22 protein-coding genes are annotated in these 24,781 nt (G+C 72.0%); 15 read left to right on the top strand and 7 right to left on the bottom strand.

Features of this window, described 5'->3' with window-relative positions; translation table 11 throughout:
• Nucleotides 1-23: 23 nt before the first annotated feature.
• Nucleotides 24-971 carry a helix-turn-helix transcriptional regulator gene (locus ADL25_RS21470; RefSeq protein ID WP_059129377.1) on the bottom strand — a complete coding sequence of 316 codons (948 nt, stop codon included), beginning with the start codon at nt 969-971 and terminating at the stop codon, nt 24-26.
• Between the two features lie 178 nt (nt 972-1,149).
• Here ADL25_RS21470 and ADL25_RS21465 point away from each other — a divergent pair, with 178 nt between their 5' ends.
• The 6 genes from ADL25_RS21465 to ADL25_RS21440 all read left to right on the top strand — a co-directional run bounded on the left by ADL25_RS21465 (nt 1,150) and on the right by ADL25_RS21440 (nt 8,932).
• Complete coding sequence (locus ADL25_RS21465) at nt 1,150-1,989, top strand: SDR family NAD(P)-dependent oxidoreductase (protein WP_059129376.1); 840 nt, start codon at nt 1,150-1,152, stop codon at nt 1,987-1,989.
• A 185-nt stretch (nt 1,990-2,174) separates the two neighbouring features.
• The gene (locus ADL25_RS21460) at nt 2,175-4,445 is read left to right on the top strand and encodes a SpoIIE family protein phosphatase (protein ID WP_159044972.1); all 2,271 of its coding nucleotides are present in this window, start codon (nt 2,175-2,177) and stop codon (nt 4,443-4,445) included.
• Nucleotides 4,446-4,717: 272 nt separating this feature from the next.
• On the top strand, nt 4,718-5,512 hold the full coding sequence (locus ADL25_RS21455; RefSeq protein WP_059129375.1) for an RNA polymerase sigma factor SigF: 795 nt from the start codon (nt 4,718-4,720) through the stop codon (nt 5,510-5,512).
• A gap of 291 nt (nt 5,513-5,803) precedes the next feature.
• Complete coding sequence (locus ADL25_RS49050; RefSeq protein WP_059129374.1) at nt 5,804-6,418, top strand: hypothetical protein; 615 nt, start codon at nt 5,804-5,806, stop codon at nt 6,416-6,418.
• A gap of 190 nt (nt 6,419-6,608) precedes the next feature.
• Entirely contained in the window at nt 6,609-7,856 is a 1,248-nt protein-coding gene (locus tag ADL25_RS21445; protein WP_059129640.1) for an aminotransferase class I/II-fold pyridoxal phosphate-dependent enzyme, read from the top strand.
• A complete protein-coding gene (locus tag ADL25_RS21440) occupies nt 7,853-8,932 on the top strand; it encodes an MBL fold metallo-hydrolase (RefSeq protein WP_059129639.1) in 1,080 nt (359 codons plus the stop codon). Before ADL25_RS21445 ends, ADL25_RS21440 begins: the two co-directional genes overlap by 4 nt.
• A 13-nt stretch (nt 8,933-8,945) precedes the next feature.
• Here the strand turns inward: ADL25_RS21440 and ADL25_RS21435 are convergent, their stop codons facing one another.
• Together ADL25_RS21435 and ADL25_RS21430 are read right to left on the bottom strand one after the other, a co-directional pair.
• A complete protein-coding gene (locus tag ADL25_RS21435; protein ID WP_059129373.1) occupies nt 8,946-9,569 on the bottom strand; it encodes a DedA family protein in 624 nt (207 codons plus the stop codon).
• On the bottom strand, nt 9,569-10,342 hold the full coding sequence (locus tag ADL25_RS21430; protein ID WP_059129372.1) for an MBL fold metallo-hydrolase: 774 nt from the start codon (nt 10,340-10,342) through the stop codon (nt 9,569-9,571). The genes ADL25_RS21435 and ADL25_RS21430 overlap by 1 nt, the downstream gene beginning before the upstream one ends.
• Nucleotides 10,343-10,425: 83 nt before the next feature.
• On the opposite strand from ADL25_RS21430, the gene ADL25_RS21425 reads away from it, so the two are divergent.
• From ADL25_RS21425 to dnaK, 6 genes are all read left to right on the top strand, one after another.
• A complete protein-coding gene (locus tag ADL25_RS21425; RefSeq protein WP_059129371.1) occupies nt 10,426-10,878 on the top strand; it encodes a hypothetical protein in 453 nt (150 codons plus the stop codon).
• A 114-nt stretch (nt 10,879-10,992) separates the two neighbouring features.
• A complete protein-coding gene (locus ADL25_RS21420; RefSeq protein WP_199839190.1) occupies nt 10,993-13,074 on the top strand; it encodes an alkaline phosphatase family protein in 2,082 nt (693 codons plus the stop codon).
• Nucleotides 13,075-13,208: 134 nt separating this feature from the next.
• The gene (locus tag ADL25_RS21415) at nt 13,209-14,270 is read left to right on the top strand and encodes an ATP-binding protein (RefSeq protein WP_059129370.1); all 1,062 of its coding nucleotides are present in this window, start codon (nt 13,209-13,211) and stop codon (nt 14,268-14,270) included.
• Nucleotides 14,267-16,060: a DUF2201 family putative metallopeptidase gene (locus ADL25_RS21410; protein ID WP_059129369.1), complete on the top strand. Its 1,794-nt coding sequence runs from the start codon at nt 14,267-14,269 to the stop codon at nt 16,058-16,060. The genes ADL25_RS21415 and ADL25_RS21410 overlap by 4 nt, the downstream gene beginning before the upstream one ends.
• 114 nt (nt 16,061-16,174) lie before the next feature.
• On the top strand, nt 16,175-16,600 hold the full coding sequence (locus tag ADL25_RS21405; protein ID WP_059129368.1) for an OsmC family protein: 426 nt from the start codon (nt 16,175-16,177) through the stop codon (nt 16,598-16,600).
• A gap of 169 nt (nt 16,601-16,769) precedes the next feature.
• Nucleotides 16,770-18,647 carry a molecular chaperone DnaK gene (gene dnaK / locus ADL25_RS21400; RefSeq protein WP_059129367.1) on the top strand — a complete coding sequence of 626 codons (1,878 nt, stop codon included), beginning with the start codon at nt 16,770-16,772 and terminating at the stop codon, nt 18,645-18,647.
• Between the two features lie 54 nt (nt 18,648-18,701).
• Here dnaK and ADL25_RS21395 read toward each other — a convergent pair whose 3' ends face one another.
• From ADL25_RS21395 to ADL25_RS21385, 3 genes are all read right to left on the bottom strand, one after another.
• Nucleotides 18,702-19,505, bottom strand: a complete 804-nt coding sequence (locus ADL25_RS21395) for an SAM-dependent methyltransferase (RefSeq protein WP_059129366.1) — start codon at nt 19,503-19,505, stop codon at nt 18,702-18,704.
• Between the two features lie 42 nt (nt 19,506-19,547).
• The gene (locus ADL25_RS21390; protein WP_059129365.1) at nt 19,548-20,411 is read right to left on the bottom strand and encodes a helix-turn-helix domain-containing protein; all 864 of its coding nucleotides are present in this window, start codon (nt 20,409-20,411) and stop codon (nt 19,548-19,550) included.
• Nucleotides 20,412-20,503: 92 nt separating this feature from the next.
• Complete coding sequence (locus ADL25_RS21385) at nt 20,504-21,331, bottom strand: helix-turn-helix domain-containing protein (RefSeq protein ID WP_059129637.1); 828 nt, start codon at nt 21,329-21,331, stop codon at nt 20,504-20,506.
• A 28-nt stretch (nt 21,332-21,359) separates the two neighbouring features.
• Here ADL25_RS21385 and ADL25_RS21380 point away from each other — a divergent pair, with 28 nt between their 5' ends.
• The 3 genes from ADL25_RS21380 (at nt 21,360) to ADL25_RS21370 (ending at nt 23,582) form a co-directional block, all read left to right on the top strand.
• Nucleotides 21,360-22,424, top strand: a complete 1,065-nt coding sequence (locus ADL25_RS21380) for an ADP-ribosylglycohydrolase family protein (protein ID WP_059129364.1) — start codon at nt 21,360-21,362, stop codon at nt 22,422-22,424.
• A 99-nt stretch (nt 22,425-22,523) separates the two neighbouring features.
• The gene (locus tag ADL25_RS21375) at nt 22,524-22,829 is read left to right on the top strand and encodes a 4a-hydroxytetrahydrobiopterin dehydratase (RefSeq protein ID WP_059129363.1); all 306 of its coding nucleotides are present in this window, start codon (nt 22,524-22,526) and stop codon (nt 22,827-22,829) included.
• A 12-nt stretch (nt 22,830-22,841) separates the two neighbouring features.
• Nucleotides 22,842-23,582 carry a class I SAM-dependent methyltransferase gene (locus ADL25_RS21370; protein WP_059129636.1) on the top strand — a complete coding sequence of 247 codons (741 nt, stop codon included), beginning with the start codon at nt 22,842-22,844 and terminating at the stop codon, nt 23,580-23,582.
• A 33-nt stretch (nt 23,583-23,615) separates the two neighbouring features.
• Here ADL25_RS21370 and ADL25_RS21365 read toward each other — a convergent pair whose 3' ends face one another.
• Entirely contained in the window at nt 23,616-24,749 is a 1,134-nt protein-coding gene (locus ADL25_RS21365) for an ABC transporter substrate-binding protein (RefSeq protein ID WP_059129362.1), read from the bottom strand.
• Nucleotides 24,750-24,781: the final 32 nt, after the last annotated feature.

The raw sequence follows: 24,781 nt of genomic DNA, 5'->3' as shown, positions 1-24,781 counted from the left end.
CGCGATCGCGGGGGAAGAGCTGATCAGCGCGCCTCGGGCGGGCCGGAACGGAACGAGGGGCCACGGGACGCCGCGTCCCCCGCCGGGGTGTCCCCGCCCGCGGTGGCGCTCCGGGTGGCGGGCGCCGCCGCCCAGCTGGAGAGGATGTGGAGCTTCTCCTCGGACGGTGAACCCGCGGCCGCGAGGTAGAGGGTGAGATACAGATCCGCCTCGGTGGGGGTGTGCAGTGTCTCGTACCTGAGTGTCATGTCACCGACGGCCGGATGACGGAAACGCTTTGTGCCGTGCGTGTGCTGGAAGACGCGGTAGTTGGCCCAGTAGCGAGCGAACTCCTCCGATCGGGTGCTCAGTTCTCCGACCAGGGAGGCCAGGGCCGGGTCCGAGGTGCTGCGGCCCGCGGCCACGCGGAGGATGGCCACGGTCTGCTCGGCGATCTCCCCCCAGTCGGGATAGACCTCCCGGGCCCTGGGGTCGAGGAACATCCAGCGGGCCATGTTGCGCTCGGCCGCCGGCATGGCCTCGAAGTCGTCGAGGAGGGCCTTGCCCATCCGGTTGATGCCGACGACCTCCAGGCGCGGTCCGTGCAGCACGGCGGGTGTCGGATCCAGGGACCGCAGCAGCTCGTGCAGCCCGGAACGGGCCCTGGGCGCCCGTGCGGGCGGCGCGGCGGCGGTCCGGTCGGGGCGGCCCGCGTCGGCCCTGACCAGGTCGAACAGGTGCTGCCGCTCCAGCCCGTCGAGCCGGAGCGCGGCGGCCACCGCGGCGAGGACCTGGTCGGAGACGTTACGCGCCCGACCCTGTTCGAGCCGCGTGTAGTAGTCCACGCTCACCCCGGCCAGTACGGCGATCTCCTCCCTGCGCAGCCCGGCCACCCGGCGCCCGTCCATGTGCCAGGGAAGCCCTACGTCCGGAGGCGTCAGGCGAGCCCTGCGGGACCTGAGGAACTCGCGCAACTCGGTGTGCTCGGCCATGTCCTCAAGTATCGGCAGCCGGTGATCGGCCTGCCAGGGCGAAGGGGGGTCTGCCGGAACCAGGAACACCGGAGCCCGACAACCGCTGGGACACCGCCCCGGTCTCCGGTCGTATGGGGAGGGTCCGCTCCGGTCGTGGCAGCGACCGGATCCTCACCCCCCTCATGGAGTCTCTTTCATGCGTACGTGGTTCATCACCGGCGCCTCCCGCGGCTTCGGACTGGAGATCGTCCGCCAGGTCCTGGCGGACGGTGACAACGTCGTGGCCGCCGCCCGCAACCCGCGGGCCGTGACCGACGCCCTGCCGGGGCACCCGGAGCGGTTGCTGGCCGTGCCTCTCGACGTGAACGACCCCGAGCAGGCCGAGGCGGCGGTGGCCGCCGCGCTGCACCGCTTCGACCGGATCGACGTGCTGGTCAACAATGCCGGACGGGGGCTGGTCGGAGCCGTGGAGGAGACCTCCGACGCCGAGGCGCGCAGTGTCTTCGACACCAATGTCTTCGGCCTGCTGACCGTCACCCGCGCCGTACTGCCGGTCATGCGCGCCGGCCGCAGTGGAACGGTCCTGAACATCAGCTCCGTCGGCGGCTTCGTGGGCTGGGCCGGCTGGGGTCTGTACTGCGCCACCAAGTTCGCGGTCGAAGGCCTCACCGAGGCGATGGCTCTGGAGCTCGCTCCCCTGGGCATCAAGGTCAGTGCCGTCGAGCCCGGACCGCTGCGTACGGACTTCCTGGACGGCTCCTCGCTGCATCGCGCCGCCGGCGTCATCGGCGACTACGCGGCGAGCTCCGGTGCCTCGAGGACCTGGGCCGACGACACCAACCACGCCCAGGCGGGCGACCCGGTCAAGGCCGCCCGGGCGGTGATCACCGCGGTTCGGGGCCCGTCGCTGCCGATCCGCCTCCCTCTCGGCGCCGCCACCGTCCACGACGTCGAGGCCAAGCTGGCCGCGACGGGGGACGTGCTGGCCGCCTGGCGGGACGTCGCCCTGTCCATCGACGAGCCGTCCGCGGCCTGACGGAGGGAGCCGCGGCCCTCGCCGCCCCCGAGGCGGCCGGGCGCCGGCGGACGCCCGCTTCTGCTGGCGGTGGCCCGCGTGCGGATCCCACTATGGGGAGGTGGGTGCGTTGCGTCGTTCGACGGCCGATCGCGGCTGAGCGGCCCTGCGGTCCACGTGCCGGTGGGACGGAGGTGTGTGGTGCCATGACAGGCAGTGACATGCTCATGCGAATCGATGACGCCGGGCGGGTGATCGAGTGCTCTCCGCTGGCCTGTGAGCTGTTCGGATGGGACGCGGCGGACGTGGCCGGCCGTTCCGTCGGTGCCCTCTTGGACGGGGCCGTCGCCGAGGGCGAACGACACCGGCCCGGCTGCGGGGGCGCGGACTCGATGCTGGTGAGGTCGGTGCCGGCCGGCTCCTCGAAGGTGTGGGAGGTTCGTGCGGCCGCCGGCGCCGTCTCCAAGCAGGATCTGGCGATCCTGCGGGCGATGTTCACCCAGTCGCCCGTGGGCCTGCATGTCCTGGACGACCGGCTGCGCATCGTGCGCGTCAACACGGCGACACGCGGACTGCGTGACGTCCCTGCCGAATCACTGGTGGGCCGGGTGTTCGGCGAGGCGTTCCGGCTCATGGCACCCGAGAAGGAGGAGGAGACGGCCCGAGAGGTCCTGGCGAGCGGCAGGCCGGCGCTCGATCGGCTGGTGCGCTCCCTGATGGGGGCCGTCGGCCGCAGGCCCCGGGTCTACTCGGTGTCCTACGCCCGGCTGGAGAGCGAGTGCGGGGAGGTTCTGGGGCTGATCGTGTCCACCGTGGACGTCACCGAACGTGAGCGGGCCCTGCAACGCCTGGAAACGCTGGAGCATGTGCGCGGATGCGTGGGGGAGCGGTTGGAGGTCGTGGCCGTCTGCGAGGAACTGGCCGACGCGGTCGTACCGGCGTTCTCCGGGATCGTGGTGGTCGAGGTGATCGAGGACGTGGTGCGCGGCGAGGAGCCGCCGCTGGCTCCGGTCGACCGGGACATACCCCTGCGCCGGGCCGCCTTCCGGGGGCTGCGGTCGGCGTATCCGGTGGGCGAGGTGCGGAAGCTGCCGTACGGCACCCCCTTCTCGCGGGTCCTGACCGATCTGCGGCCGCGGCTCGTGCCCGTGGAGCCGGACAGCATTTGGCTCGAGGCGGACCCGGCCCGAGCGGAGTCCATCCAGCGTTCCTGCGCCCACTCCTTGATCGTCGCTCCGCTGTCCGTGCGGGGCGAGGCGCTCGGGGCGGTGAGCTTCTACCGCTACCGGGACGAGGACCCGTTCGACGAAGCGGACGTCGCACTGGCGTCCGACATCTGTGCGCATGCCGCGCTGTGCATCGAGAACGCCCGCCGCTACACCCGGGAGCGGACCATCGCCGCCACTGTCAAGCGCAGACTGCTCCCGCAGCAGCCGGCGACACCGTCCACGGTGGCGATCTCCCATCTGCACATTCCCGGGCCGGGGGGCGGGGGCGCTTGGTTCGACGTGATCGAACTCGCGGGGGCGCGGACGGCACTCATCCTCGGCGATGTGTCCGGACGCGGAATGGACACCGCGACCACCATGGGGCAGCTGAGGACCGCTCTCCACTCCCTGGCCGCCCTGGACCTCGAACCGGACGAACTGATGGCACGGCTGAGCGACACCGCCGCCCGTCTGGCCGAGGAGCGGGAGGCACTGCCCAGCGGCGACCCCCTGCACCGTGTGCCGCTCGCCGCGGGTTGCCTGATCGTGGTCTATGACTCGGTCGAACAAAAGTGCGCCATCGTGCGTGCGGGGCACCCGAAGCCCTTCGCGGTGCTTCCGGACGGCAGCGCGGCCACGATGTGCGTACCGGCAGGCCCTGTGCTCGCCGGCAAGGGCAGCGCGCCGTTCCCGGCCACCGCGGTCTCCCTCCCCCCGGGCAGCACCCTCGCGATGATCAACGAGGACCTTCCCGTGCCCCTGGGCCCACTCCTCGAGACGGGCGCGCGCCGGCCCCTGGGCGACCTGTGCGACGCACTCGCCTATGCGCTCCGGGACGCGAACGACAAGGAGAAGATGGTCCTGCTGGCGCGCATCGAAGCGCTGCCCGCGGACCAGGTGCTCACCTGCCCCCTGCCGGCCGAACCCAGAGCGGCACCGCTCGCGCGTGCGGCCGTCCGCCGCCAGCTGGAGACCTGGAAGATCGACGAAGAGACCTCCTTCACCACCGAGCTCATCGCCAGCGAACTCGTCGGCAACGCGGTCCGCTACGGCGCCCCGCCCATCCGGCTGCGCCTCATTCTGGACCGTCAGCTGACCTGCGAGGTCAGCGACACCGCGTCCAGCGCCCCGCACCTCAAGCACGCCCGCACGATCGACGAGAACGGCCGGGGGCTGTTCATCATCGCCAACCTCGCCGACAACTGGGGGACCCGCTACTACGCGGACGAGAAGACCGTCTGGGCGCAGCAGACCGTCGGCGCGACCTGAGCGGTGACTTCTGCGACTCGACGAGGCGCCTGCCGTGCGAACGGGGACGTCGGGCGCCGTCCGGTCGCGCCCTTCACAGGGGCTCGGTCGTCCTCTCCCGCATTCGGGTGTTTGCCGTCCAGGGGTCAGGGCAGGCGGAGTTCAGTGCTTCGGACAGGAGGCACGTCCGTGGGAGTGATCGAGACCCGCCACGGGTGTGCCCGTCCGGCCCGGGTGCCCCTCCCACGGTGACTGTCCACCCCAGGCACCAGTAAAGGGAGTTGCGACCCACCATGCCGAACCGCGCGAGCGTGAAGCACCATCCCCATGACGACGCCCCGGACACTGCTGAGGCCTTCCGCAGGCTCGCCACGCTCTCCCCGGGCCCGGAGCGCGACGTGCTCCGCGACCAGATCGTCGAGGCCTGGCTCCCCATGGCCGAACGGCTCGCGGGACGCTTCCGCAGTCGCGGCGAGAGCTACGAGGACCTGCGCCAGGTCGCGGCGCTCGGCCTGGTCAAGGCCGTCGACCGCTACGACCCCGAGCGCGGTCATGCCTTCGAGAGCTATGCCGTGCCCACCGTGACCGGTGAGATCAAGCGTCACTTCCGCGACCACATGTGGACCCTGCACGTGCCGCGCCGCGTTCAGGACCTGCGCAATCGAGTGAGGTTCGCGAATCAGGACCTGTCACAGACCATCTCCGGCCGAAGGCCCACCGTCGCCGAGATCGCCGAGCACGCGAACATGAGCGAGGAGGACGTGCTGGTCGGACTGGAGGCCCTGGAGAGTTTCACGGCGCTCTCGTTGGACGCCGAACTGCCGGGCAGCGAGGACGGCTACTCGCTCGGCGACTCCCTCGGTTCGCCCGACCCCGCGCTGGACACCGTCGTCGACCGCGAGGCCGTCAAGCCCCGGCTGCAGGCCCTGCCCGAACGCGAACGCGCCATCCTCTACATGCGCTTCTTCGACGACATGACCCAGAGCGTCATCGCCGAGCGCCTCGGCATCTCCCAGATGCACGTGTCCCGGCTGATCAGCCGCTGCTGCAACCAGCTCCGGGAACAGGTCATGAGGGACGCCGCCTGACGTCCGTGGACCGGGAGCGAGCGCGAAGGTGACGGGACATCACGTCGTCCTCGCGCTCGTGTCGCCGCTGAGGGCCCCGTGGCTCTTCGGGGCCGTTGATCCGGTCGGGTGCCCCTCGCCGCCGAGGGGCACCCGACCGGATCCCCTGCGTCCTCCTCCGTCACCCGCCCGGCTGCCCCGGTAGCGCGAATGGGGTCCGGCCGCGCGCGGGCCGCGGCCGGGCGGGCTGTCATGGGCTTGCGAGGGCACGCTCACCGTGCCCGGAGGAACCCGGCCGAAGGAGCCCGCCGCATGCGCCGCAGTGACCATGTCCCGTTCGCCGCCGTGGCCGGTGCCGCTCCGGGTGCCGTAGCCGCACCCGCGTCCGCCGGCCCAGCCGCGCGCATCACACCGCGGACGGTCGCACAAGGCGGACTGGACACCGTCTCGGTGTCCTGCGATGCCGTCGGCGGCGCCCTGCCCGAATTCATCGACGCCGCCTCATACGCCTTCGACGAGGGCAGGGGCCGGCTGGACCGGGTCGGCGGCCACGACTATGCCGACGGAGGCGGCATGCAGGCCAGGAGCCCGGGCGCCGTCGTGTACAGCGGTACGGCCCGGATCCCGGTCGGCGGCAAGTTCCGGAGCCGGATCCCGGGTCAGCGGCAGACTCAGAGCCGGACTCCGGACCAGGCCCAGGTCCCGGGGCAGTACCGCGGCCAAGCCCGAGGCCAGGGCCAGGAGGGTTCCGACGATCGTGGGCAAGGACAGTCGCCCCCCGGAGTCCAGCACGGGTCGCAGGCCGGTATGGGCGGTGCCTTCTGCGGTTCCGTACCGTCACTGGTCGCAGGCGGCCCGCTCAGCGCGGCCGTGCTCGGGGCCGCGGCGCACCGGCTGCGCCGCCACGGCCCGAGCGTCGACCGCTGACCCGTGTCCCGTGCGCCTCGCAGGCACGGCCATGACCTTCCGGATCCCTGGGTACTCAGACCCCGAGGGCGTCCCCCGCACCGGGGAGGAACAGGAGTATGAGCGCGGACCACGGTCACGGTCGATGGCCCTGAGCGAGCCGGAGCCCCGGGGGACCGGCTACCGCACCAGGGACGGCGTGGAGGCACATATGCGGCGCACGGATCCGGAAGGGCACGGTCCCGTCCGTTACGGTCCGCCCCTTCCCGGTCAAGGGCTGCCCCTGCTGCCCGGCCTGTCCGCCGCGCTCGCCGAAGCCGCCGACCACGACGGCGCCTTCCCCGCCGGGCGTACCGACGCCCTCCTGGACGCCGCCTGCGGCTACTTCGCCCGGCGTGGACTGCCGGCCGACCCGGACACCGTGGCCGCGGCTCCCGGCGCGCCCATCCTGTTCGCGGCGGTCACCGCCGCGCTCGGCGGCGACGTACTGGTACCGCGGCCGTGTCCCGCCTGGTGGGCGCCCCAGATACGGGCGCTCGGCCGCTCCGTGTTCCATGTGCCGACGCCCGCGGAGTGCGGTGGGGTCCCGGATCCGTACGCACTTCTGGAGACCGTCCGCAGGATCCGTGCGGAGGGCGGTGACCCGCGCCTGCTCGTGCTCGCGGTCGCCGACGACCCGACCGCGACCGTGGCCCCGCCCGAGGTGGTGCACGAGACCGTCGAGGCCGCCGCCGGCCAAGGACTCCATCTGGTGAGCGACGAGACCTGGCGCGACTGCGTGCACCGGCCGCACGAGACCGTGCTGCTCAGCCCCGCCGAGATGCTCCCGGACCGGATCACGGTGGTCACCGATCTCGCCGGTCCGTTCCTTCCGGCCGGCTGGCCCGCGGCCGTCGCCCGCTTCCCGGCCACCACCGACGGCGCCGGGCTGCGCGCCCGCGTCCTCGATGTGCTCACCGCTCTCGGCGCCCGCGTCGCCGATCCGGTCGCAGCCGCGGCCGCCTACGCCCTCGACGAACCCGACGACGTCACCGAGCGCCTCGCCACCGGCATCGCGCTGCACGCGCAGGTGGCCGCCGCCGCGCACCGGTCCCTCGTCGCGGCGGGCGCCCTCGTCCGGCCCCCGCAGGCGGGCCGCCACCTCTACGCGGACCTCGGCCCCTTGCGCTCCGCGCTCGACGCCCGGGACGTCGGCGACTCGCAGGAGCTGGAGGACTTCCTCACGGCCCGGCTGGGCATGCCCGCGCCGGGCGGTCACCGTTTCGGGGACGACCTGGCCGCATTGCGTGTCCGTCTGTCCACCTGGCCGTTCCTCGGGGGCACCACCGACGAACGCCACCAGAGCCTCGTCTCGCCCACGCCGCTGGAACTGCCGCACGTGCAACGCGCGTTGAACCTCCTGGGATCGGTCTTCGACGATCTACGCGACGACGCTCAGCGATGGGAGCCTCCCCGATGACGCAGCAGTCCGAGCCGACCACGAGCACCGTTTCGACCCGATCGGACGCCGGTGAGCCCGTGTCCGCCTCCCTGCTGAGTCCGGACGCCGGTCCGCGGACCCCGTTTCCGCCGATCACCGAACCGAGACCACTCGGCGAACACCGCATCTGGCCGCGTTCCTTCGTGGACCGGCTGACCGCGCCGCTGCCGGGGCTCAAGGCCTTCGCCCGCTTCGCCCGCGAGGGCGCGGTGAGGCCGGGTCCCGATGGCCTTCGGGACATCCCCCTGCTGCCGTACGAGCCGGCGCCGCTGCCCCGGGTCGGCGCTGGCACGATCGCCGTCTCCTGGGCGGGGCACGCCAGTTGGGTGGTGCGGATCGGCGGGCTGACCGTTCTGACCGATCCGGTCTGGTCCCGCCGGATCCTCGGCACCCCTGCCCGGATCACCCCCGTAGGCATCGTCTGGAGCGCCCTGCCGCGCATCGACGCGGTCGTCATCAGTCACAACCACTACGACCATCTGGACCTACCCACCCTGCGCCGACTCCCGTACGACACACCGGTGTTCGCGCCCGCGGGCCTCGCACTGTGGTTCCGGCGCCGCCGGTTCACCTGCGTCACCGAGCTGGACTGGTGGGAGGGCGCCGAACTGGGCGGCGTGCGCTTCGACTTCGTCCCCGCCCACCACTGGTCCAAGCGCACCCTGACCGACACCTGCCGTTCGCTGTGGGGCGGCTGGATCATGACCGCACCCGACGGACAGCGTGTGTACTTCGCGGGCGACACCGGACACGGCCACTGGTTCGAGCGGATCGGCCGCCGCTATCCCGGGATCGACCTGGCGCTGATGCCGATCGGCGCGTACGACCCGCGGTGGTGGCTCAGTGACGTGCACTGCGACCCGGAGGACGCGGTGCGCGCCACCCGGGAGCTCGGCGCACGGCGGATGGCGCCCATGCACTGGGGCACGTTCGTACTGTCGGCGGAGCCGGTGATGGAACCCCTGGCGCGGGTGCGGGCGGCCTGGGAGAAGGCGGGCCTGGCCCGGGAGGACCTGTGGGATCTGCCGGTGGGGGCGTCGCGGGTGCTGGACTGAGTGCGACCGGCGCTCACGAGGCGGCGGTCCTGCGTATCCGGCGCCATATGCCGGGCGCGGCGCCGACGGCCAGCGTCAGCACGACCGCCGCCGCCACGCCCTCCCACGGCTCCGGGAACAGGGAGCCGCCGAGGATCCCGATCAACTGGTAGGTCGCGGCCCAGGCGAGGCAGGCCGGGGCGTCGCCGCGGGCGAAGTCCCGCAGCGGCATCCGGGCCAGCAGGCAGGCGAGCATGACCGGTATGCGGCCCGCGGGAACGAGTCGGGAGAGGGTCAGCACCGCGATGCCGTGGTCGTTCAGCTTCTGCTGCGCCTGGGCCAGCCGCTCCTCGGGGGCCCGGTCGCGGATCGTCTCCAGCCAGCGGGAACCGTTCTTCGACCGCATTCCGCGGCGTCCGAGCCAATACAGCGCGACATCCCCGAGGAAGGCCGCGAACGCCGAGACGACGAACACCAGGGCGAGCGAGAAGGGTGCGGTCTGGTGGAAGGCCACGACCGCCGCCGAACTCACCAGAGCGCCCGTCGGCACCACCGGGACCAGCGCACCGATCAGCACCAGCAGGAACAGCGATGGATATCCGAGTGCCTGCTGCGTCGACTCCGGGGGCACGCCGGTACCGGCGGTGCCGAGGAACATCACCGGGCGACCTCCGGCCGGACACTCTCCCCGTGGGCCAGGAGGTGCACCGACACCTCCGGCGCACGGTGCGCGGCCAGACGTACGAACTCCTCGCCCGGCGTGTGGAACTCATGGGGTCGCACGGCATCCATCCCGATCGGCCAGTACGTGCCGTAGTGCACCGGCACCGCGCTGCGCGGCATCAGCCGGGCCAGGGCCTCCGCCGCGCGCCCCGCGTCCAGATGCCCGGGACCGAGGTAGGGACCCCAGCCGCCGACCGGCAGGATCGCCACGTCGACCGGTCCGACCTCCTCGGCCATCGACTCGAACAGGCCGGTGTCCCCGGCGAAGTACGTCCGTGCGCCGCCCTCGAGCACAAAGCCGAGAGCGGGGGACCGGTGCGGCCCGACGGGCAGCCGGCGCCCGTCGTGACGGGCCGGCACCACCCGGACGACCAGGTCGTCGACGCGCACGACGTCCCCGGGCACGACCTCGGTGAGCCGCAGACGGCCCAGTCGGCGCAGCCCCGGCACCTGGGCCAGGGCACCGCGCGGCACCAACAGGCGGGTGCCCGGGGCCAGGCGGGCCAGCGAGGGCACATGCAGATGGTCGGCGTGCAGATGCGAGACCAGCACGACGTCCGCGACGCAGGCTTCGGGCGGCGGCGGCGCCCCGCGGCGTCTGCGCAGATGTGCGAGACGGCGCGCGAACAGCGGATCGGTCAGCACCCGCGTACCGGAGTCCTCGACCGTGCAGGTGGCGTGACCCCACCACGTGATCTCCACCGGCACTCCATTGCCTCCTTCGTGCGACTCCCCTCGAGCCTACGGGCAGGAGTAGGGTCGGCGGCGAAACCCTGAGGTGAGGGGACCCCATGGGAGATGCGTACGGTACCTCCGGCCCGCCCGACGGCTGTGACCGGCCCGGAGCGGTACGGGTGGCGGCCATCGCGAGTCTGACGCCGCTGGAGGAGCTGGACGCGGACCCCTTCCTCGTCGACTCCCGCAGCCAGCACGCGATGTGTGCGCGCTGGGCGGCTGAGCGGGGATACGTGGTGACGAGGGAGCTGCTCGTGCGCAGTCTGCGCCCCGACCACAGCGCGCTGTGGTCGGACGTGGAGGCGGGCCTCGTCGATCTGTTCGTGGCCCCGAGCCGGCGGGTCCTGGAGCGGGCCCTGTCCTCCGTGGACGAGTTCGCCGCGGAGTGCGCGCGGCGGGGCGTGCGCGTCGAGACGGTCGGCTGCGCGGAACCGTTGTACGACGCCCAGATGAAGGCGCGCATCCACCGCCGTCTGTCGATGCCGACCGCGGGGTACGACGGTCGTTGACCACCGGGGCGTGGCCGCCCGCGCCCGGTGCGTTTCGGGTGATCCCGGGCGATGTGACAAGGTGGGGCGGGTCCCCAGGGGATCGCGGCGGCCGGGACGTGAGGTGAGCGGGGCGTGGGGCAGGAGCGCTGGCGGAGACTGATCAGCGGAGCGGGGCGGAGCGTCGCGGTGTGGGCCGCGTCCACCGCGACTCTGCTCGTTCTCGCCGGTGTCCTCCCCGACTTCCGGCTGGAGTCCGCGGCCGGTGACAGCGTCACCCGCGTCGCCCTCACCGCAGCGGCCGGCGCCGGTGTCTTCGGTCTGCTCTCGTCTCTCGTGTGGCCCCTGCTCGTCCGGTTGCTGCTGCTCGTGCCGGCCCTCGTGCTGGGGCTGCTGGTCTTCTTCCTCAACGGGTCCCTGCTGCTGCTCGCCCTGCGCCTCAACCCCTCCGGACGGGGCGAGGCGGCGCCCGAGACGGCGGTCCTGGTCGCCGCCATGATGTCCGCGGTCGCCTCGGCGACAGGCGGTGCCCTCGCCGTACGGGACGACGACGCGTACCGCAGGCGGCTGTACCGGCTGGCGGCCCGCCGGCGCAGGCGGGGCGACGGGCGTGCCGGGCCCGGCAGCCCGGCGGCACTGTTCATCCAGCTCGACGGGGTCGGGCACGACGTGCTCAGGGCGGCCGTCGACAAGGGGCTCATGCCGACCGTCGCCTCCTGGCTCGGTCCCCGCGACGGCCGTGGACCCACGCACCGGCTCGGCGCATGGCGCACCGACTGGTCCAGCCAGACCGGCGCCAGCCAGCTCGGCATCCTGCACGGCAGCAACCACGACGTGCCGGCCTTCCGGTGGTACGAGAAGGAACACCGCGAGGTCGTGGTGTGCAACCGGCCGTCGAGCGCCGCCGAACTCCAGCGCCGGGCCATCGAACGGACCGGTGACGGCGGACTCCTCACCGTCGACGGCGCGAGCCGAGGCAATCTCTTCAGCGGTGGCGCCGACGAGGTCGCCCTCGTGCTGTCCATCGCCGTCAGGCGAGGTCGGGAGAACCGGTCCCGTGCGGGGTACTTCGCCTACTTCAGCGATCCGGCCAACGCCGTCCGCACCGCTCTGTCCTTCCTGGCAGAGGTCGGCCGTGAGGCCTCTCAGTCCGTCCGGGCCCGTCTCACCCGGCGGCGACCGCGGGTCAAGCGCGGCGGCCTCTACCCCTTCGTGCGCGCCTTCGCCACCGTCGTCGAGCGGGACGTCGTCGTCGCCGCGGTCATCGGCGACATGCTCGCCGGGCGCAACGCCATCTACGCGGACCTGGTGGCCTATGACGAGGTGGCCCATCACTCCGGTCCGCACAGCCGGGACGCCGAGCAGGTCCTTGCGCGGCTGGACCGGTCGCTGGCGCTGCTCGCGCAGGTCGCCGAACACGCCCCGCGTCCGTACCGGATCGTGGTGCTCTCCGACCACGGCCAGAGCCCCGGCGAGACCTTCCGGACCCGCTACGGGCTGAGCCTCGCCAATCTGGTGCGGGCCGGCTGCGGACTGCCCGTGCCGCGCAGGGTGGAGCGCACCCACAGCGGGACGGAGGCGCGTGCGGCGGTCCGGGCCGCGCTGCGCCGGCCGGTGGAGGAGGGCGGCGCGGAGCACCGGCCCGCCCGCCGCCGCAACGAGCCCATCGTGCTCGCCTCCGGCAACCTCGGACTCGTCTCCTTCCCGGACGTGCCGCACCGGATGACCAAGGAGGAGATCGACCGCCGCCACCCCGCGCTGCTGTCCACGCTCGCCCACCACCCCGGCATCGGCTTCCTCCTCGTACGGAGCGAGCAGCACGGCGGGGTGGTGCTCGCCGCGCACGGCGCCGAGGTCCCGGTCGACCTGCTCGCCGACGAGACCGGTCCGCTCACCGGCTTCGGCGCCGGCGCCGCCGACGCCATACGCCGTACGCACTCCTTCCCGCACACCGCCGACATCATGGTCAACTCCTGGTACGACCCGGACGAGGGCGAGGTCCTCGCGTTCGAGGAGCAGATCGGCTCGCACGGCGGGCTCGGAGGTGCCCAGACGCGCCCCTTCCTGCTGTCCCCCGTGGCCCTGTCGGCCCCCGTCGAGGCGGGCGCCGAACTCGCCGGAGCCGAGCGGCTCCACGGGCTCTTCCGCCGCTGGCTGCGCGAGTGCGACGGCCCCCAGGTGCCGTTGTCCGCGATCGAGGACGAACGCGCCGCCTGAGCCGGCAGGAACCCGGCGGCGGCACGCGCACGAAAATGACATGACGGCCGCTGCCGGTCGTTGAGAACCTCGACGGCGAGCAACCACGGCCGCGAGAGCGGCACCCGTTCAGGCCCGAAGAGGAGAGCCGCTGCGTGCAGGCAGCCGTCACCGTCACCCCCGCCCGCATTCCGGAACTGCTGCTCGGTCTCGCGACCGTGCGGCCCGTGTTCATCTGGGGTGCCCCCGGTATCGGAAAGTCCTCCCTGGTGCGCGCGTTCGCCGAGTCGCTGGGGCTGGAGTGCGTGAGTCTGCTGGGCACGCAGCTCGCCCCCGAAGACCTGATCGGCGTCCCGCAGATCCGGGACGGCCGCTCGGTGTTCTGCCCGCCGGAGGCCATCGCCCGAGACGAGCCTTACTGCCTTTTCCTGGACGAGCTGAACGCGGCGACCCCGGACGTGCAGAAGGCGTTCTACTCGCTGATCCTCGACCGCCGCATCGGAACCTATGAGCTGCCGAAGGGTTCCATCGTCATCGGCGCGGGCAACCGCGCCACCGACAACGCCCTCGCCCGGCCGATCGCCTCGGCGCTGGTCAACCGTCTCGCCCACGTCCACCTGGAGGCCTCCGCGAAGGACTGGCTCGTCTGGGCGGCGGCGAACGCCATCCACCCGTGGATCCTCGATCACCTCACCGACCGGCCCGACCACCTGTGGTCCAAGCCGCCCAAGACCGAGGAGCCGTTCTCCACGCCCCGCTCGTGGCACATGCTCTCCGACGCGCTGCATTCCTTCGGCCGAGAACTCGACGAGGAGACGCTGAAGGTGCTCGCCCACGGCACCCTGACCCCGGCACACGCCACCGCCTTCTGCGGATACGTCAAGATCGTGCGCAGCCGGTACGGCATCGAGGCCATCATCAAGGGCGACGCGCACTGGCCGAACCGCATACAGGACCGGGACCTGCTGTACTACCTCGCCGAGTCCTTCCGGGGCCGGCTCGTCAAGGAGCTGCCCGCGAGCAGGGAGCACATGTCGACGAACGGACGGCAGACCGCGTACCGCGCCAAGTCCCTGCTCGTGCAGCTCGCGGAGATCTCCGTCGAGATAGCCCAGAGCGTCATCGCATCCGACGCCGACGGCAACCCCGTCCTGCCGTCCTGGTTCCTGGTGGAGGCGGCCCGGGACATGCCGCGGCTGGTGGAGGCGCGGCGATGAGCCGCACCCGCCCCGGGAAGAAGCGGGACCTCGCGGCGGAGGCCTTCGCCGAGGGCATGCGGCTGATGCGGGCCAACCCGGCGCTGGCCGCCGTCGAGTTCAGCGTCTGCCGCGCGGAGGAATGCGCCACCGCCCCGCGCGACGGGTTGGTCCGCGTCGACTCCGACGGCGTGTTGCACGCCCATCCGGACCGGCTCGCCGACCCCGCCGACTGGGCCTGGGCGCTGGCGCACGCCGTGCTGCATCTCGGCTTCGGGCACGTCCCCGCGATCAAGGGCACGCGTGTCCAGCCCGACCGCCACGACGTCGCCGCGCGCTGCGTGGTCGTCAACCGGTTCCTGCTCGGCTTCCCCGTCGGCAGGTCCCCCGAGGACCTGCCGGCCTCCTACCCCGACGGTGACGAGGAGCAGCTCGCCGCGCGCTGGCGCCGGGACGGTCTGCCCGCCGTGTACGAGCGCTGCGGTACGGCGGGCGGGGAGCCCGACCAGCTGCTCGTGGACGGGAAGGGATGGTGGGGGCAGGCCCCTGACTGGCAGCTGGCCTTCGCCACCGCCCTGACCCGGACCGTGTCCGCGGCGATGGACATGGCGGGCGGCCGCCGTGACTCCCTGGACGGCGAGGCGGCCCGGCCGCGCCCTTGGGAGCACGCGCTGAGCTGGTTCGTCTCCTCCTACCCGCTGCTCGGTGGCGTGGCGGCCGGGATCAAGCTCGTCGCCGACGCCGAACTCGCCCACGCCCACGGCATCTCCGTGGCCGCGGTCAACGCCGAGGCGGGCGAGATCTACATCAACCCGCTGCGGCAGTTCGAGGACGAGGAGTGGCGTTTCGTCCTGGCGCACGAGATGCTGCACGCCGCCCTGCGCCACGGCGACCGCTGCGGCACCCGCGACCCGTACCTGTTCAACATCGCCTGCGACTACGTCATCAACGGCTGGCTGCGCGAGATGCAGATCGGCACGATGCCCGAGGGGCTGCTGTACGACGCGGACCTCGCGGGCCTGTCCGCGGAGCAGGTCTACGACCGCATCGCCGGCGATCTGCGCAGGATGCGGCGGCTGGCCACGCCGCGCGGCCGGGGTGTCGGCGACGTGCTCGGCGCGCCGCTGCGTCCGCCCGGCGACCACGTAGACCTCGACGAGTTCTACCGCCGGGGCCTCGCACACGGCCTGGACCTGCACCAGCAGCAGGAGCGCGGTTTCCTGCCCGGCGGTCTGGTGGAGGAGATCCGCGCGCTCAGCCATCCGCCACTGCCGTGGGACGCCCGACTCGCCCGCTGGTTCGACGAGTTCGTCCCCCGCCCCGAACCCGTACGCTCCTTTGCGCGCCCCTCCCGCCGCCAGAGCTCCACGCCCGACATCCCGCGCGCCGGGCGCTACTTCCCGCCCGAGGAGGTGGCCCGCTGCACCTTCGGCGTCGTCCTCGACACCTCGGGCTCCATGGACCGCGTCCTGCTCGGCAAGGCGCTCGGGGCGATCGCCTCGTACGCCGGGGCCCGCGACGTACCCGCGGCCCGGGTCGTCTTCTGCGACGCGGCGCCGCACGACGCCGGCTATCTGCCGGTCACCGACATCGCCGGCCGGGTACGGGTGCACGGCCGCGGCGGTACGGTCCTGCAGCCGGGGATCGATCTGCTGCACCGGGCACGGGACTTCCCGCCCGGTGCCCCGGTCCTGGTGATCACGGACGGCTGGTGCGACGTGCTGCGGGTACGGCGGGAACACGCGTATCTGATACCGCAGGGCGCGCGGCTGCCGTTCACAGCCCAGGGGCCGGTCTTCCGGGTGCGGTGAACCCGCGGGCCGGGGACGGCTTCACCGCCATGTCCGGTGCGTGCGCCGTGTGCCGATGTGATCGGATGGTGCCTACGGAACCCGGCAACGGGCCCACACGTGAAAGGAAGAATTGTGGCAACCACGCGCACCGCACACACCGTCTGGGAAGGCAATCTGCTCGAGGGCAACGGCGTCGTGACCTTCGACTCCTCCGGCATCGGCCAGCAGCCGGTGTCGTGGCCGTCGCGCGCCGAGAAGGCCAACGGCAAGACCAGCCCGGAGGAGCTGATCGCCGCCGCCCACTCCAGCTGCTTCTCCATGGCGCTGTCGCACGGCCTGGCCGGCGCCGGCACCCCGCCCACCAAGCTCGAGACGAAGGCCGACGTGACCTTCCAGCCGGGTGAGGGCATCACGGGCATCCACCTCACCGTCGAGGGCACGGTCCCCGGCATCGACAACGACGCGTTCGTCGCAGCCGCCGAGGACGCCAAGAAGAACTGCCCGGTCAGTCAGGCGCTGGCCGGTACGACGATCACCCTGGAAGCCAAGCTCGCCTGACGTACACACATACGAGGTGCCGCGCCCGCCGGGAGGGGGGCGCGGCACCGCCGTTTCCGGGGTATGGGCCAGGGGGCCGAAGGCGTCAGCCATGACCCGACGTCATTGACAAGGGGCCACTCAAGTTTTCCGATGGAGGGCGGGACCGCCCTGGCGGAAGGGGACAGCGATGGCACGTGCGGTGGGGATCGACCTCGGAACGACGAACTCGGTGGTGGCCGTCCTGGAAGGTGGTGAGCCCACCGTCGTCGCCAACGCCGAAGGCGCCCGCACTACCCCGTCGGTGGTCGCCTTCGCCAAGAACGGCGAGGTGCTCGTCGGCGAGGTCGCCAAGCGGCAGGCCGTGACGAACGTCGAGCGCACCGCGCGCTCGGTGAAGCGGCGCATGGGTGACACACAGTGGCGCTTCCCGGACAAGGGCACCGTGGACGGCACCCGTTACCGGGCCCAGGAACTGTCCGCCCGGGTCCTGCAGAAGCTGAAACGGGACGCCGAGGCATATCTGGGCGAGGAGGTCACCGACGCCGTGATCACCGTGCCCGCCTACTTCGACGACGCCCAGCGGCAGGCCACCAAGGAGGCCGGCGGGATCGCGGGGCTGAAGGTCCTGCGGATCGTCAACGAGCCGACGGCCGCGGCCCTCGCGTACGGTCTCGACCGCGCGGAGGAGCAGACGGTCCTCGTCTTCGACCTCGGCGGCGGCACGTTCGACGTCTCCCTTCTGGAGATCGGCGACGGAGTCATCGAGGTGAAGGCCACCAACGGCGACACCCGTCTCGGCGGCGACGACTGGGACCAGCGGATCGTCGACCATCTGGTCAAGCGGTTCAAGGGGCAGTACGGCGTCGACCTCGGCGCCGACAAGATGGCGCTTCAACGGCTGTGCGAGGGCGCCGAGAAGGCCAAGATCGAGCTGTCCGGTTCCACCGAGACGACCGTCAACCTGCCCTACATCACCGCTTCCGCGGAGGGGCCGCTGCATCTTGAGGAGAAGCTGACCCGCGCCCGCTTCCAGGAGCTCACCGCCGATCTGCTGGACCGCTGCCGGACCCCGTTCCGCCAGGCGGTCGAGGACGCCGGTGTGCAACTGTCCGCGATCGACCACGTCATTCTGGTCGGCGGTTCGACCCGCATGCCCGCCGTCACCGACCTGGTGAAGGATCTTACCGGCAAGGAGCCGCACAAGGGTGTCAACCCCGACGAGGTCGTGGCCGTGGGCGCGGCCCTGCAGGCCGGTGTCATCCGCGGCGACGTCAAGGACGTCCTGCTGCTCGACGTCACCCCGCTGTCCCTCGGCATCGAGACCAAGGGCGGCATCATGACCAAGCTGATCGAACGCAACACGACCATTCCCACCCGGCGTTCGGAGATCTTCACCACCGCCGACGACAACCAGCCGTCGGTCGGTGTCCAGGTCTACCAGGGCGAGCGCGAGATGGCCGCCCACAACAAGAAGCTCGGCGTCTTCGACCTGACCGGACTGCCGCCCGCACCGCGCGGGGTACCGCAGATCGAGGTGGCCTTCGACATCGACGCCGACGGGATCATGCACGTCTTTGCCAAGGACCTGGCGACGGGCCGGGAACAGAAGATGACGGTGACCGGCGGCTCCGCGCTCCCCAAGGACGAGATCGACCGGATGATGCGGGACGCGGAGCAGTACGCGGAGGAGGACCGCAGGCTCCGGGAGACCGCGGAGACACGCAACCAGGCCGAGCAACTCGTGTACCGGACCGAGAAGTTCCTGCGGGACAACGAGGAAGGCGTTCCGGCGGACACCAGGGACCAGGTCACGGCCGTGGCGGCCGAGCTGAAGGGTCTGCTGAAGGACGAGGCCGATACGGCGGCGCTGCGCGCCGGGATCGAGGAACTGGCCACGGTGAGCCAGAGGATGGGGCAGGCGATGTACGACAGGGCCCAGGCCGGGCCGTCCGAATCCGGCGGTGCCGGAGGTTCCGGCGACGAACGGAACCCCTCCGACGACGAGTCGGTGGTGGACGCCGAGATCGTCGACGACGACAGGGACACGAAGGGCGGCGCGGCCTGAGGCGGTGATGAGGACACGAGGCGTGGCGGCCGGTCGGCCGGGGCCGGGACGCGCTCAGGACTTGCGGGCGACCCCCGCGTACACCGGCACGATGCCCTCCGCCTGGGCCGTCACGTCGTCCGGCTCCGGCCGCCACCCGAAGACGGGGATCACCCCGGGTCCCAGCAGTTCCAGTCCGTCGAAGAAGCGCGAGAACTCGGCGAGCGGGCGAGGGAAGAAGGGGGTGCCGCTGTGCCGGAACAGTCCGGCGGCCCGCTCGACGGCCTCGGGGTTCAGGTCGGGCGTGACCTGGGAGACGACCAGGTGGCTGCCCGGGGCGAGCGCCTCGACGTAGCGCTTCAGCAGGTCGTGCGCCTCGTCGCCGAGATAGTGCGTCAGTGCGATCAGCGAGAGTGCGACCGGCTTCCCGAAGTCGAGGGACTCGGCCGCGCGGCCGAGGACGGTGTCGGGATCGTGGACGTCCGCGTGGACGTAGTCCGTCGTGCCCTCCGCCGAGCCGTGCAGCAGCGCCTGGGCGTGCCGCAGCACGATCGGGTCGTGGTCGGCGTACACCACCCGGGCGTCGAGGGCGATCTCCTGCGCGACCTGGTGGAGATTGGGCTCGGTGGGGATGCCCGTGCCGATGTCGAGGAACTGGCGCACCCCCGCCCGCGCGAGCGTCCTCGTGGCCCGTTGCATGAACCGGCGGTTGGCGCGCGCCCCGCGCCGTACGGTCGGGTCGGCGGCGAGGATCTTCCGGCCCAGTTCCTCGTCGACCGGATAGTTGTCCTTGCCGCCCAGCCACCAGTCGTACACGCGCGCGGGATGGGGCCGGCCGGTGTCGATCCGACCCGGTTCTGCTTCGTGTCCTGGCGTCATACGCGTGCTCCTGAAGAGGCTGGGGGCAGGGGAGCGGCCGGGTCAGAAGGTGTCGCGGTACTCCTGGAAGAGCCTTTTCGTCCGCTGGACGGAGGCCGCCTTCGCGGACATGTGGTCCAGCACCTCCAGATGCATGGACACCTCGGGGCGCGAGTCGAGATAGAGCGCGCCGGTCAGGTACTCGCTGTAGACCATGTCGGGCAGCTCCGGCTCCCCGAAGCGGAAGAGGACGAACGGAGTGCAGGCCCCCGGGTGCGGACCGGCGGCGAACTCGGCGACCTGCAGGGTGATCCGCGGATTGTCGCCGGCCTCGATCAGCCTGTCGAGTTGCTCGCGCATCACCTTGGGGTCGGCGCTCACCGGGCGCCGCAGCACGGTCTCGTCCATGATCACCCAGAAGTGCGGCGGGTTCTCACCGGTGAGCAGCGTCTGCCGGGCCATCCGCAGCGCCACATGCCGCTCGATGTCCTGGGGGCGGACCTGCCCCACCGTTCCGGCCTCCAGTACGGCACGGGCGTAGTCCTCGGTCTGCAGCAGACCGGGCACGAAGTGCGGCTCGTAGGAGCGCACGATACGGGCGGCGCCCTCCAGGCTGACGTGCAGGCTGAACCAGTCGGGCAGCACGTCGTGGTAACGCTGCCACCAGCCGGGCAGGTTGGCCTCCTCGGCAAGCCGGACGAAGGCGGTGACCTCCGGATCCGGCACGCCGTAAGTGGACAACAGCACCTGCAGGTAGGGGATCTTCAAGGCGACTTCGGCGGCCTCCATGCGCCGCACGGTCGCGGGAGCGACGCGCAGTATCCGCGCCGCCTCCTCACGCTTGAGACCGGCGGCCTCCCGCAACTCCTGCAGCCGCCGTCCGAGGACCACCTGCCCCACGGTGGGCGCAGCCCGCCGCTCGCTCACGCCACGCCTCCCCTACGCGTCCCTGTACGCGAGCAGTGTGGCACGTTCGGACGTACGTCTCATCGGGACGACGGGAAAACTTTGACGCCACCTCAATTCCCCGTGCTTTGCAGGTACTTCGCCGTCGCCGGGTCGGCGGGCAGAAACGTCTCGACGGCCAGTTCCGCCACCGTGACGTCCATCGGGGTGTTGAAGGTGGAGATCGACGAGATGAAGGACAGCACCCGGCCGTCGTGCTCGATCCGCATCGGGAGAGCGAAGCGCGGTACGGGCCCGGCCGGTTCGGACCCGATCCGGTCCGGGACCGGATAGGCCGCCACCTCGTCGTACAGCGCCCGCAGCACCTCCGAGCGCCGCAGGGCGATCTGACGCTCCATCTGCGTCAGCAGATGGTCCCGCCACTCGCGCAGATTGCGGATGCGCGGAGCCAGGCCCTCCGGGTGCAGCGTGAGGCGCATCGCGTTCAGGGGCGAGGCGAGCAACCGCTCCGGGACGCCCTCGAGGAGCATCGTGATGCCCCGGTTCGCCGCCACCACGTCGTACCGCGCGTCCACCACCAGCGCTGGGTAGGGCTCGTAGGCGTGGATCAGCCGCTCCACGCCCTCGCGCAGCGCCTCCATCGAGGGGTCGTCCAGCGGTGTCTCCGGGTAGTGCGGTGCGTAACCCGCCGCCAGCAGCAGCGCGTTGCGCTCGCGCACCGGTACCTCCAGATGCTCGGCGAGCCGTAGGACCATCTCCTCGCTGGGCCGCGAGCGGCCCGTCTCGACGAAACTGACGTGCCGGGCCGAAGAACCGGCCCGCAGCGCCAACTCCAGCTGGGTGATGTGCCGTTGCTCCCGCCAGCCGCGCAGCAGCGCTCCGAAGGCCGGTTCGGAAGGGGCCGGCGAGGGGGCGGCGGTGCCGGACGCGAGAATGGTCATGAGACCGACCGTAATCGAGGAGTGGCGCATGTACGACCGGCTCGGCCCGTCCTGGGAGGCCACCGCGATCTACCGCGCACGCGTGCGCGGCTGTCTGCTCGCAGGCGCGATGGGCGACGCCCTCGGGTACCCGATCGAGTTCGCCTCCCTGGACCGCATCCGCGCCCTGCACGGCGAGCGGGGCGTCACCGGTCTCGTCCCCGGCGGCGGGGGCGTGGTGGGCCGTGTCACCGACGACACGCAGATGACGCTGTTCACGTTGGAGGGCCTCCGGCAGGCGCACGAGCGCGAACGGCTCAAGGGCATCGGCGGCGGCTGGTCTCGGCTGGTGCGCGAGGCGTACGGGCGCTGGTTCGACACCCAGCGCCTTCCGGCCCCGCCCGAAGGGGCGACGGGCCTTGCCGCGCAACCCTGGCTGTACGCCCGCCGCGCCCCGGGCAACGCCTGCCTCTCCGGCCTGGCCCAGGAATTCGTCCCCGATCCGACGGCCGAACTGGGCCGCCCCGGCCCGGTCAACTCCGACTCCAAGGGCTGCGGCGCGGTCATGCGCTCGGCGCCCTTCGGACTGAGCCGGGTGCCCGGCGACACCGCGTTCGCCATGGCCGCCCGCTCCGCCCAGACCACCCATGGCCATCCCACGGGCTACTACTCCGCGGGCGCCTTCGCCGCGATCGTCGCCCACCTCGTCGAGGGGGACTCCTTGGAGGGCGCCGTGCTTCGCGCCCTGCGTCTGCTCGCCCGGTATCCCGGCCACGAGGAGACCACGGCCGCCCTGCACGAGGCCCTCGACCTGGCCGCCGAGGGATCGCCGACCCCCGAGAAGGTCGAGTCGCTCGGTGAGGGCTGGATCGCCGAGCAGGCGTTGGCCATTGCCGTGTACTGCGCGCTCGTCCAGCCGGAGCCACGGCACGCGCTCCTGCTGTCCGTCAACCACTCCGGCGACAGCGACTCCACGGGGGCCATCTGCGGCAACCTCCTGGGCGCTCACCACGGTGACCACCGGCTGCCGCAGGAGTGGCTCGAGCCGGTCGAGGGACGTGCCGAGATCGCGGTCTGCGCTGACGACTTCGCCGCGGAGTGCGTACGACGCTGAGGGACCGACCGCGCGTACGGCGTCGCACACGCGTACGCCGTCGCACAGGGGGGATGTGTCAGGGTGAGGCGATCCCGCGTCCCACGGAAGGAGCCGGTGATGGCCGTCGAACCGCTGTCGCAGAAGGAGATCGAGGACCGGCTGGCGGAGTTGCCGGGCTGGTCGCAGGACGGCGACCGGATCGCCCGTTCCTACCGGCTCGGCTCGCACTTCGCGGCGACCGGCATGGTCGTGCACATCGCCCAGGTGCAGGAGGAACTCGACCACCACTCCGATCTCACCCTCGGCTACAACACCGTCGTCGTCACGGTGAACACCCACAGCGTCGGCGGCGCGGTGACCGAACTCGACTTCCGGCTGGCCCGGCGGATCGAGGAACTGGCCCCCGGGCACGGCGCCCACTGAGTGGAGGTCACCGTGCTCGACTACGAGGCCGAGGCCGACGCCTACGACGCCACGCGCGGCGGTGAGCCCCGGGCCGGAGCCGCCGCCGATGCCGTGCTCGGGCTGGTGCCAAAGGACGCCGGCCGGCTGCTGGACGTGGCCTGCGGGACTGGGATCGTGACCCGGCGGCTCGCGGCCGGGCGGCCGGGACTGGTGGTGGCCGGCGCCGATCTGACCCATGCGATGGCCCGGCTGGCCGTGGCACGGCTGCCCGGCGCCGTCGTCCGCGCCGACTGCCGCCGGCTGCCCGTCCGCGACCAGGCGTTCGAGGCGGTCACGACCATCTGGCTGCTGCACCTCCTCCAGGGTCCCGAGGACGTACGAGCCGTGGTCACCGAGTGCGCCCGGGCTCTGCGCCCGGGCGGTGTGTACATCACCACCGTCGACAAGGCCTCCGCCCACGACGTGGGCAGCGACATCGACGCCGCCCTGGCCGTGCGCCCGCGCCGCCCGGCGCTGGACGCCGCGGAGACCGTCACGGAGTACGCGGCCGTGTGCGGTCTGGTCCCGGCCGGGCAGGCCCGCTTCCCCGGGGTCGGGCAGGGACGCAGCCCCCGCACGACCATGGAGGACCTGCGGCGCGGCTGGTTCACGACGACGGGGCCCGGTGATCCGACGGGCGACCGGATCGCCGCGCGCCTCGCGGCCCTGCCGGACCAGGACCGCACACGCCCGGACCCGGTGTTCACACTGCGGGCGTTCCGCAAGGGCTGAGGGCCGCCGGCCACGTACCGGCGCCGGGGCATGTCATCCCGAGACGGTCTTCGACCAGTCCTGGTCGACCGTCCGCCGCGCCTTCGCCAGCTGTGCGTCCGTCGGGAACTGCGGCGTCCCCTCGACCGTCGGCAGCCGGGCGGCTGCGGCCTCGTCCAGCGTGCCGTCCCGCTTCATGGTGTCCATGAGTACCGGGCGGGCGTAGCCGGCGAGCCGCAGGTTCTGGCCCTCGGTGCTGAAGAGGTATTCCTCCCACAGGCGCGCTGCGGCGGGGTGCGGGGCGTTCTTGTTGATCGCCTGTGCGTAGTACTGGGCGAAGCTGCCGTCCAGGGGGATCGCCACGTTCCAGTCCACCCCCTTGGCCCGAAGCCCTTCGGCGTAGCCGAGGTTGAGGTAGTCCCAGTTGATGCTGATGGGTGTCCGCCCGGTCTTGACGGCCCCGGAGGTCGACTCGAGGGGGTTGAAGTTGCCGCTCTTCTTCAGCTGGGCGAAGAAGTCCAGACCGGGCCGGATGTTGTCGAACGACCCGTCGTTGGCCAGTGCGGCGGCGAAGACGGCGGCGAAGGCGGAGTTGGCCCGGGTGGGGTCGCCCTCCAGGGAGACCCTGCCCTGGTAGCCGGGTCTGAGCAGTTCGGCGAAGGTCCCGGGACAGGGCTTGACGCGGTTGGCGTCGCATCCGATCGAGACGTAGCCGCCGTAGTTGTTGTACCAGTGGGCCTGCGGGTCCTTCTGGAAGGCGGGGATGGAGTCCCATGCGGCGACCTTGTACGGCGCGAGCAGGTTCCGGCTCGCCGCCGACCGCGCGAATGTGTCGCCCAGGTCGATCACGTCGGGTGCCGTCGGCCGCTTCCCGCTCTTGACCAGGGCGTCGATCTCGTCCTCGCTGTGGGCGTCGGGATGGTCGACCGTGACCCTGATGCCGTACCTCTTCGCGAAGCCGTCGATCAGACCGCCGTAGTTGGCCCAGTCGCGCGGAATGGCGATCGCCCGGAGCGTACCTTCCTTCTTCGCTGCGGTGATCAGCGCGTCCATACCGCCCGCGTCCGCGGCGGAGGTGGCCGCGGAGGGTTTCCTGGGCCGCTCGGGTGCCCTGCTCTCGCAGGATGCCAGCGCCGTGAGGACGAGACAGCAGAACGCGGCCGCTGCTCGGGCCCGGAGTGGGGTCACGACGGCTCCAGAGGGTGCGATGTGCGAGGAGG

Origin of the sequence: Streptomyces sp. NRRL F-5122 (assembly GCF_001507435.1) — a bacterium.
GTDB classification, from domain to species: Bacteria; Actinomycetota; Actinomycetes; order Streptomycetales; family Streptomycetaceae; genus Streptomyces; species Streptomyces lannensis.
Note: the sequence above shows the minus strand (reverse complement) of the source record. Positions and strands in the feature narration are given on the sequence as shown.

Coding starts and splice junctions, on each gene's coding strand:
- ADL25_RS21435 (WP_059129373.1), bottom strand. CDS start 9,569: ATGTTCCTCGGCACCGCCGGTACCGGCGTGCCCCCGGAGTCGACGCAG.
- dnaK (WP_059129367.1), top strand. CDS start 16,770: ATGGCACGTGCGGTGGGGATCGACCTCGGAACGACGAACTCGGTGGTG.
- ADL25_RS49050 (WP_059129374.1), top strand. CDS start 5,804: ATGCGCCGCAGTGACCATGTCCCGTTCGCCGCCGTGGCCGGTGCCGCT.
- ADL25_RS21395 (WP_059129366.1), bottom strand. CDS start 19,505: ATGACGCCAGGACACGAAGCAGAACCGGGTCGGATCGACACCGGCCGG.
- ADL25_RS21455 (WP_059129375.1), top strand. CDS start 4,718: ATGCCGAACCGCGCGAGCGTGAAGCACCATCCCCATGACGACGCCCCG.
- ADL25_RS21460 (WP_159044972.1), top strand. CDS start 2,175: ATGACAGGCAGTGACATGCTCATGCGAATCGATGACGCCGGGCGGGTG.
- ADL25_RS21410 (WP_059129369.1), top strand. CDS start 14,267: ATGAGCCGCACCCGCCCCGGGAAGAAGCGGGACCTCGCGGCGGAGGCC.
- ADL25_RS21380 (WP_059129364.1), top strand. CDS start 21,360: ATGTACGACCGGCTCGGCCCGTCCTGGGAGGCCACCGCGATCTACCGC.
- ADL25_RS21445 (WP_059129640.1), top strand. CDS start 6,609: ATGCGGCGCACGGATCCGGAAGGGCACGGTCCCGTCCGTTACGGTCCG.
- ADL25_RS21470 (WP_059129377.1), bottom strand. CDS start 971: ATGGCCGAGCACACCGAGTTGCGCGAGTTCCTCAGGTCCCGCAGGGCT.
- ADL25_RS21375 (WP_059129363.1), top strand. CDS start 22,524: ATGGCCGTCGAACCGCTGTCGCAGAAGGAGATCGAGGACCGGCTGGCG.
- ADL25_RS21425 (WP_059129371.1), top strand. CDS start 10,426: ATGGGAGATGCGTACGGTACCTCCGGCCCGCCCGACGGCTGTGACCGG.
- ADL25_RS21440 (WP_059129639.1), top strand. CDS start 7,853: ATGACGCAGCAGTCCGAGCCGACCACGAGCACCGTTTCGACCCGATCG.
- ADL25_RS21385 (WP_059129637.1), bottom strand. CDS start 21,331: ATGACCATTCTCGCGTCCGGCACCGCCGCCCCCTCGCCGGCCCCTTCC.
- ADL25_RS21465 (WP_059129376.1), top strand. CDS start 1,150: ATGCGTACGTGGTTCATCACCGGCGCCTCCCGCGGCTTCGGACTGGAG.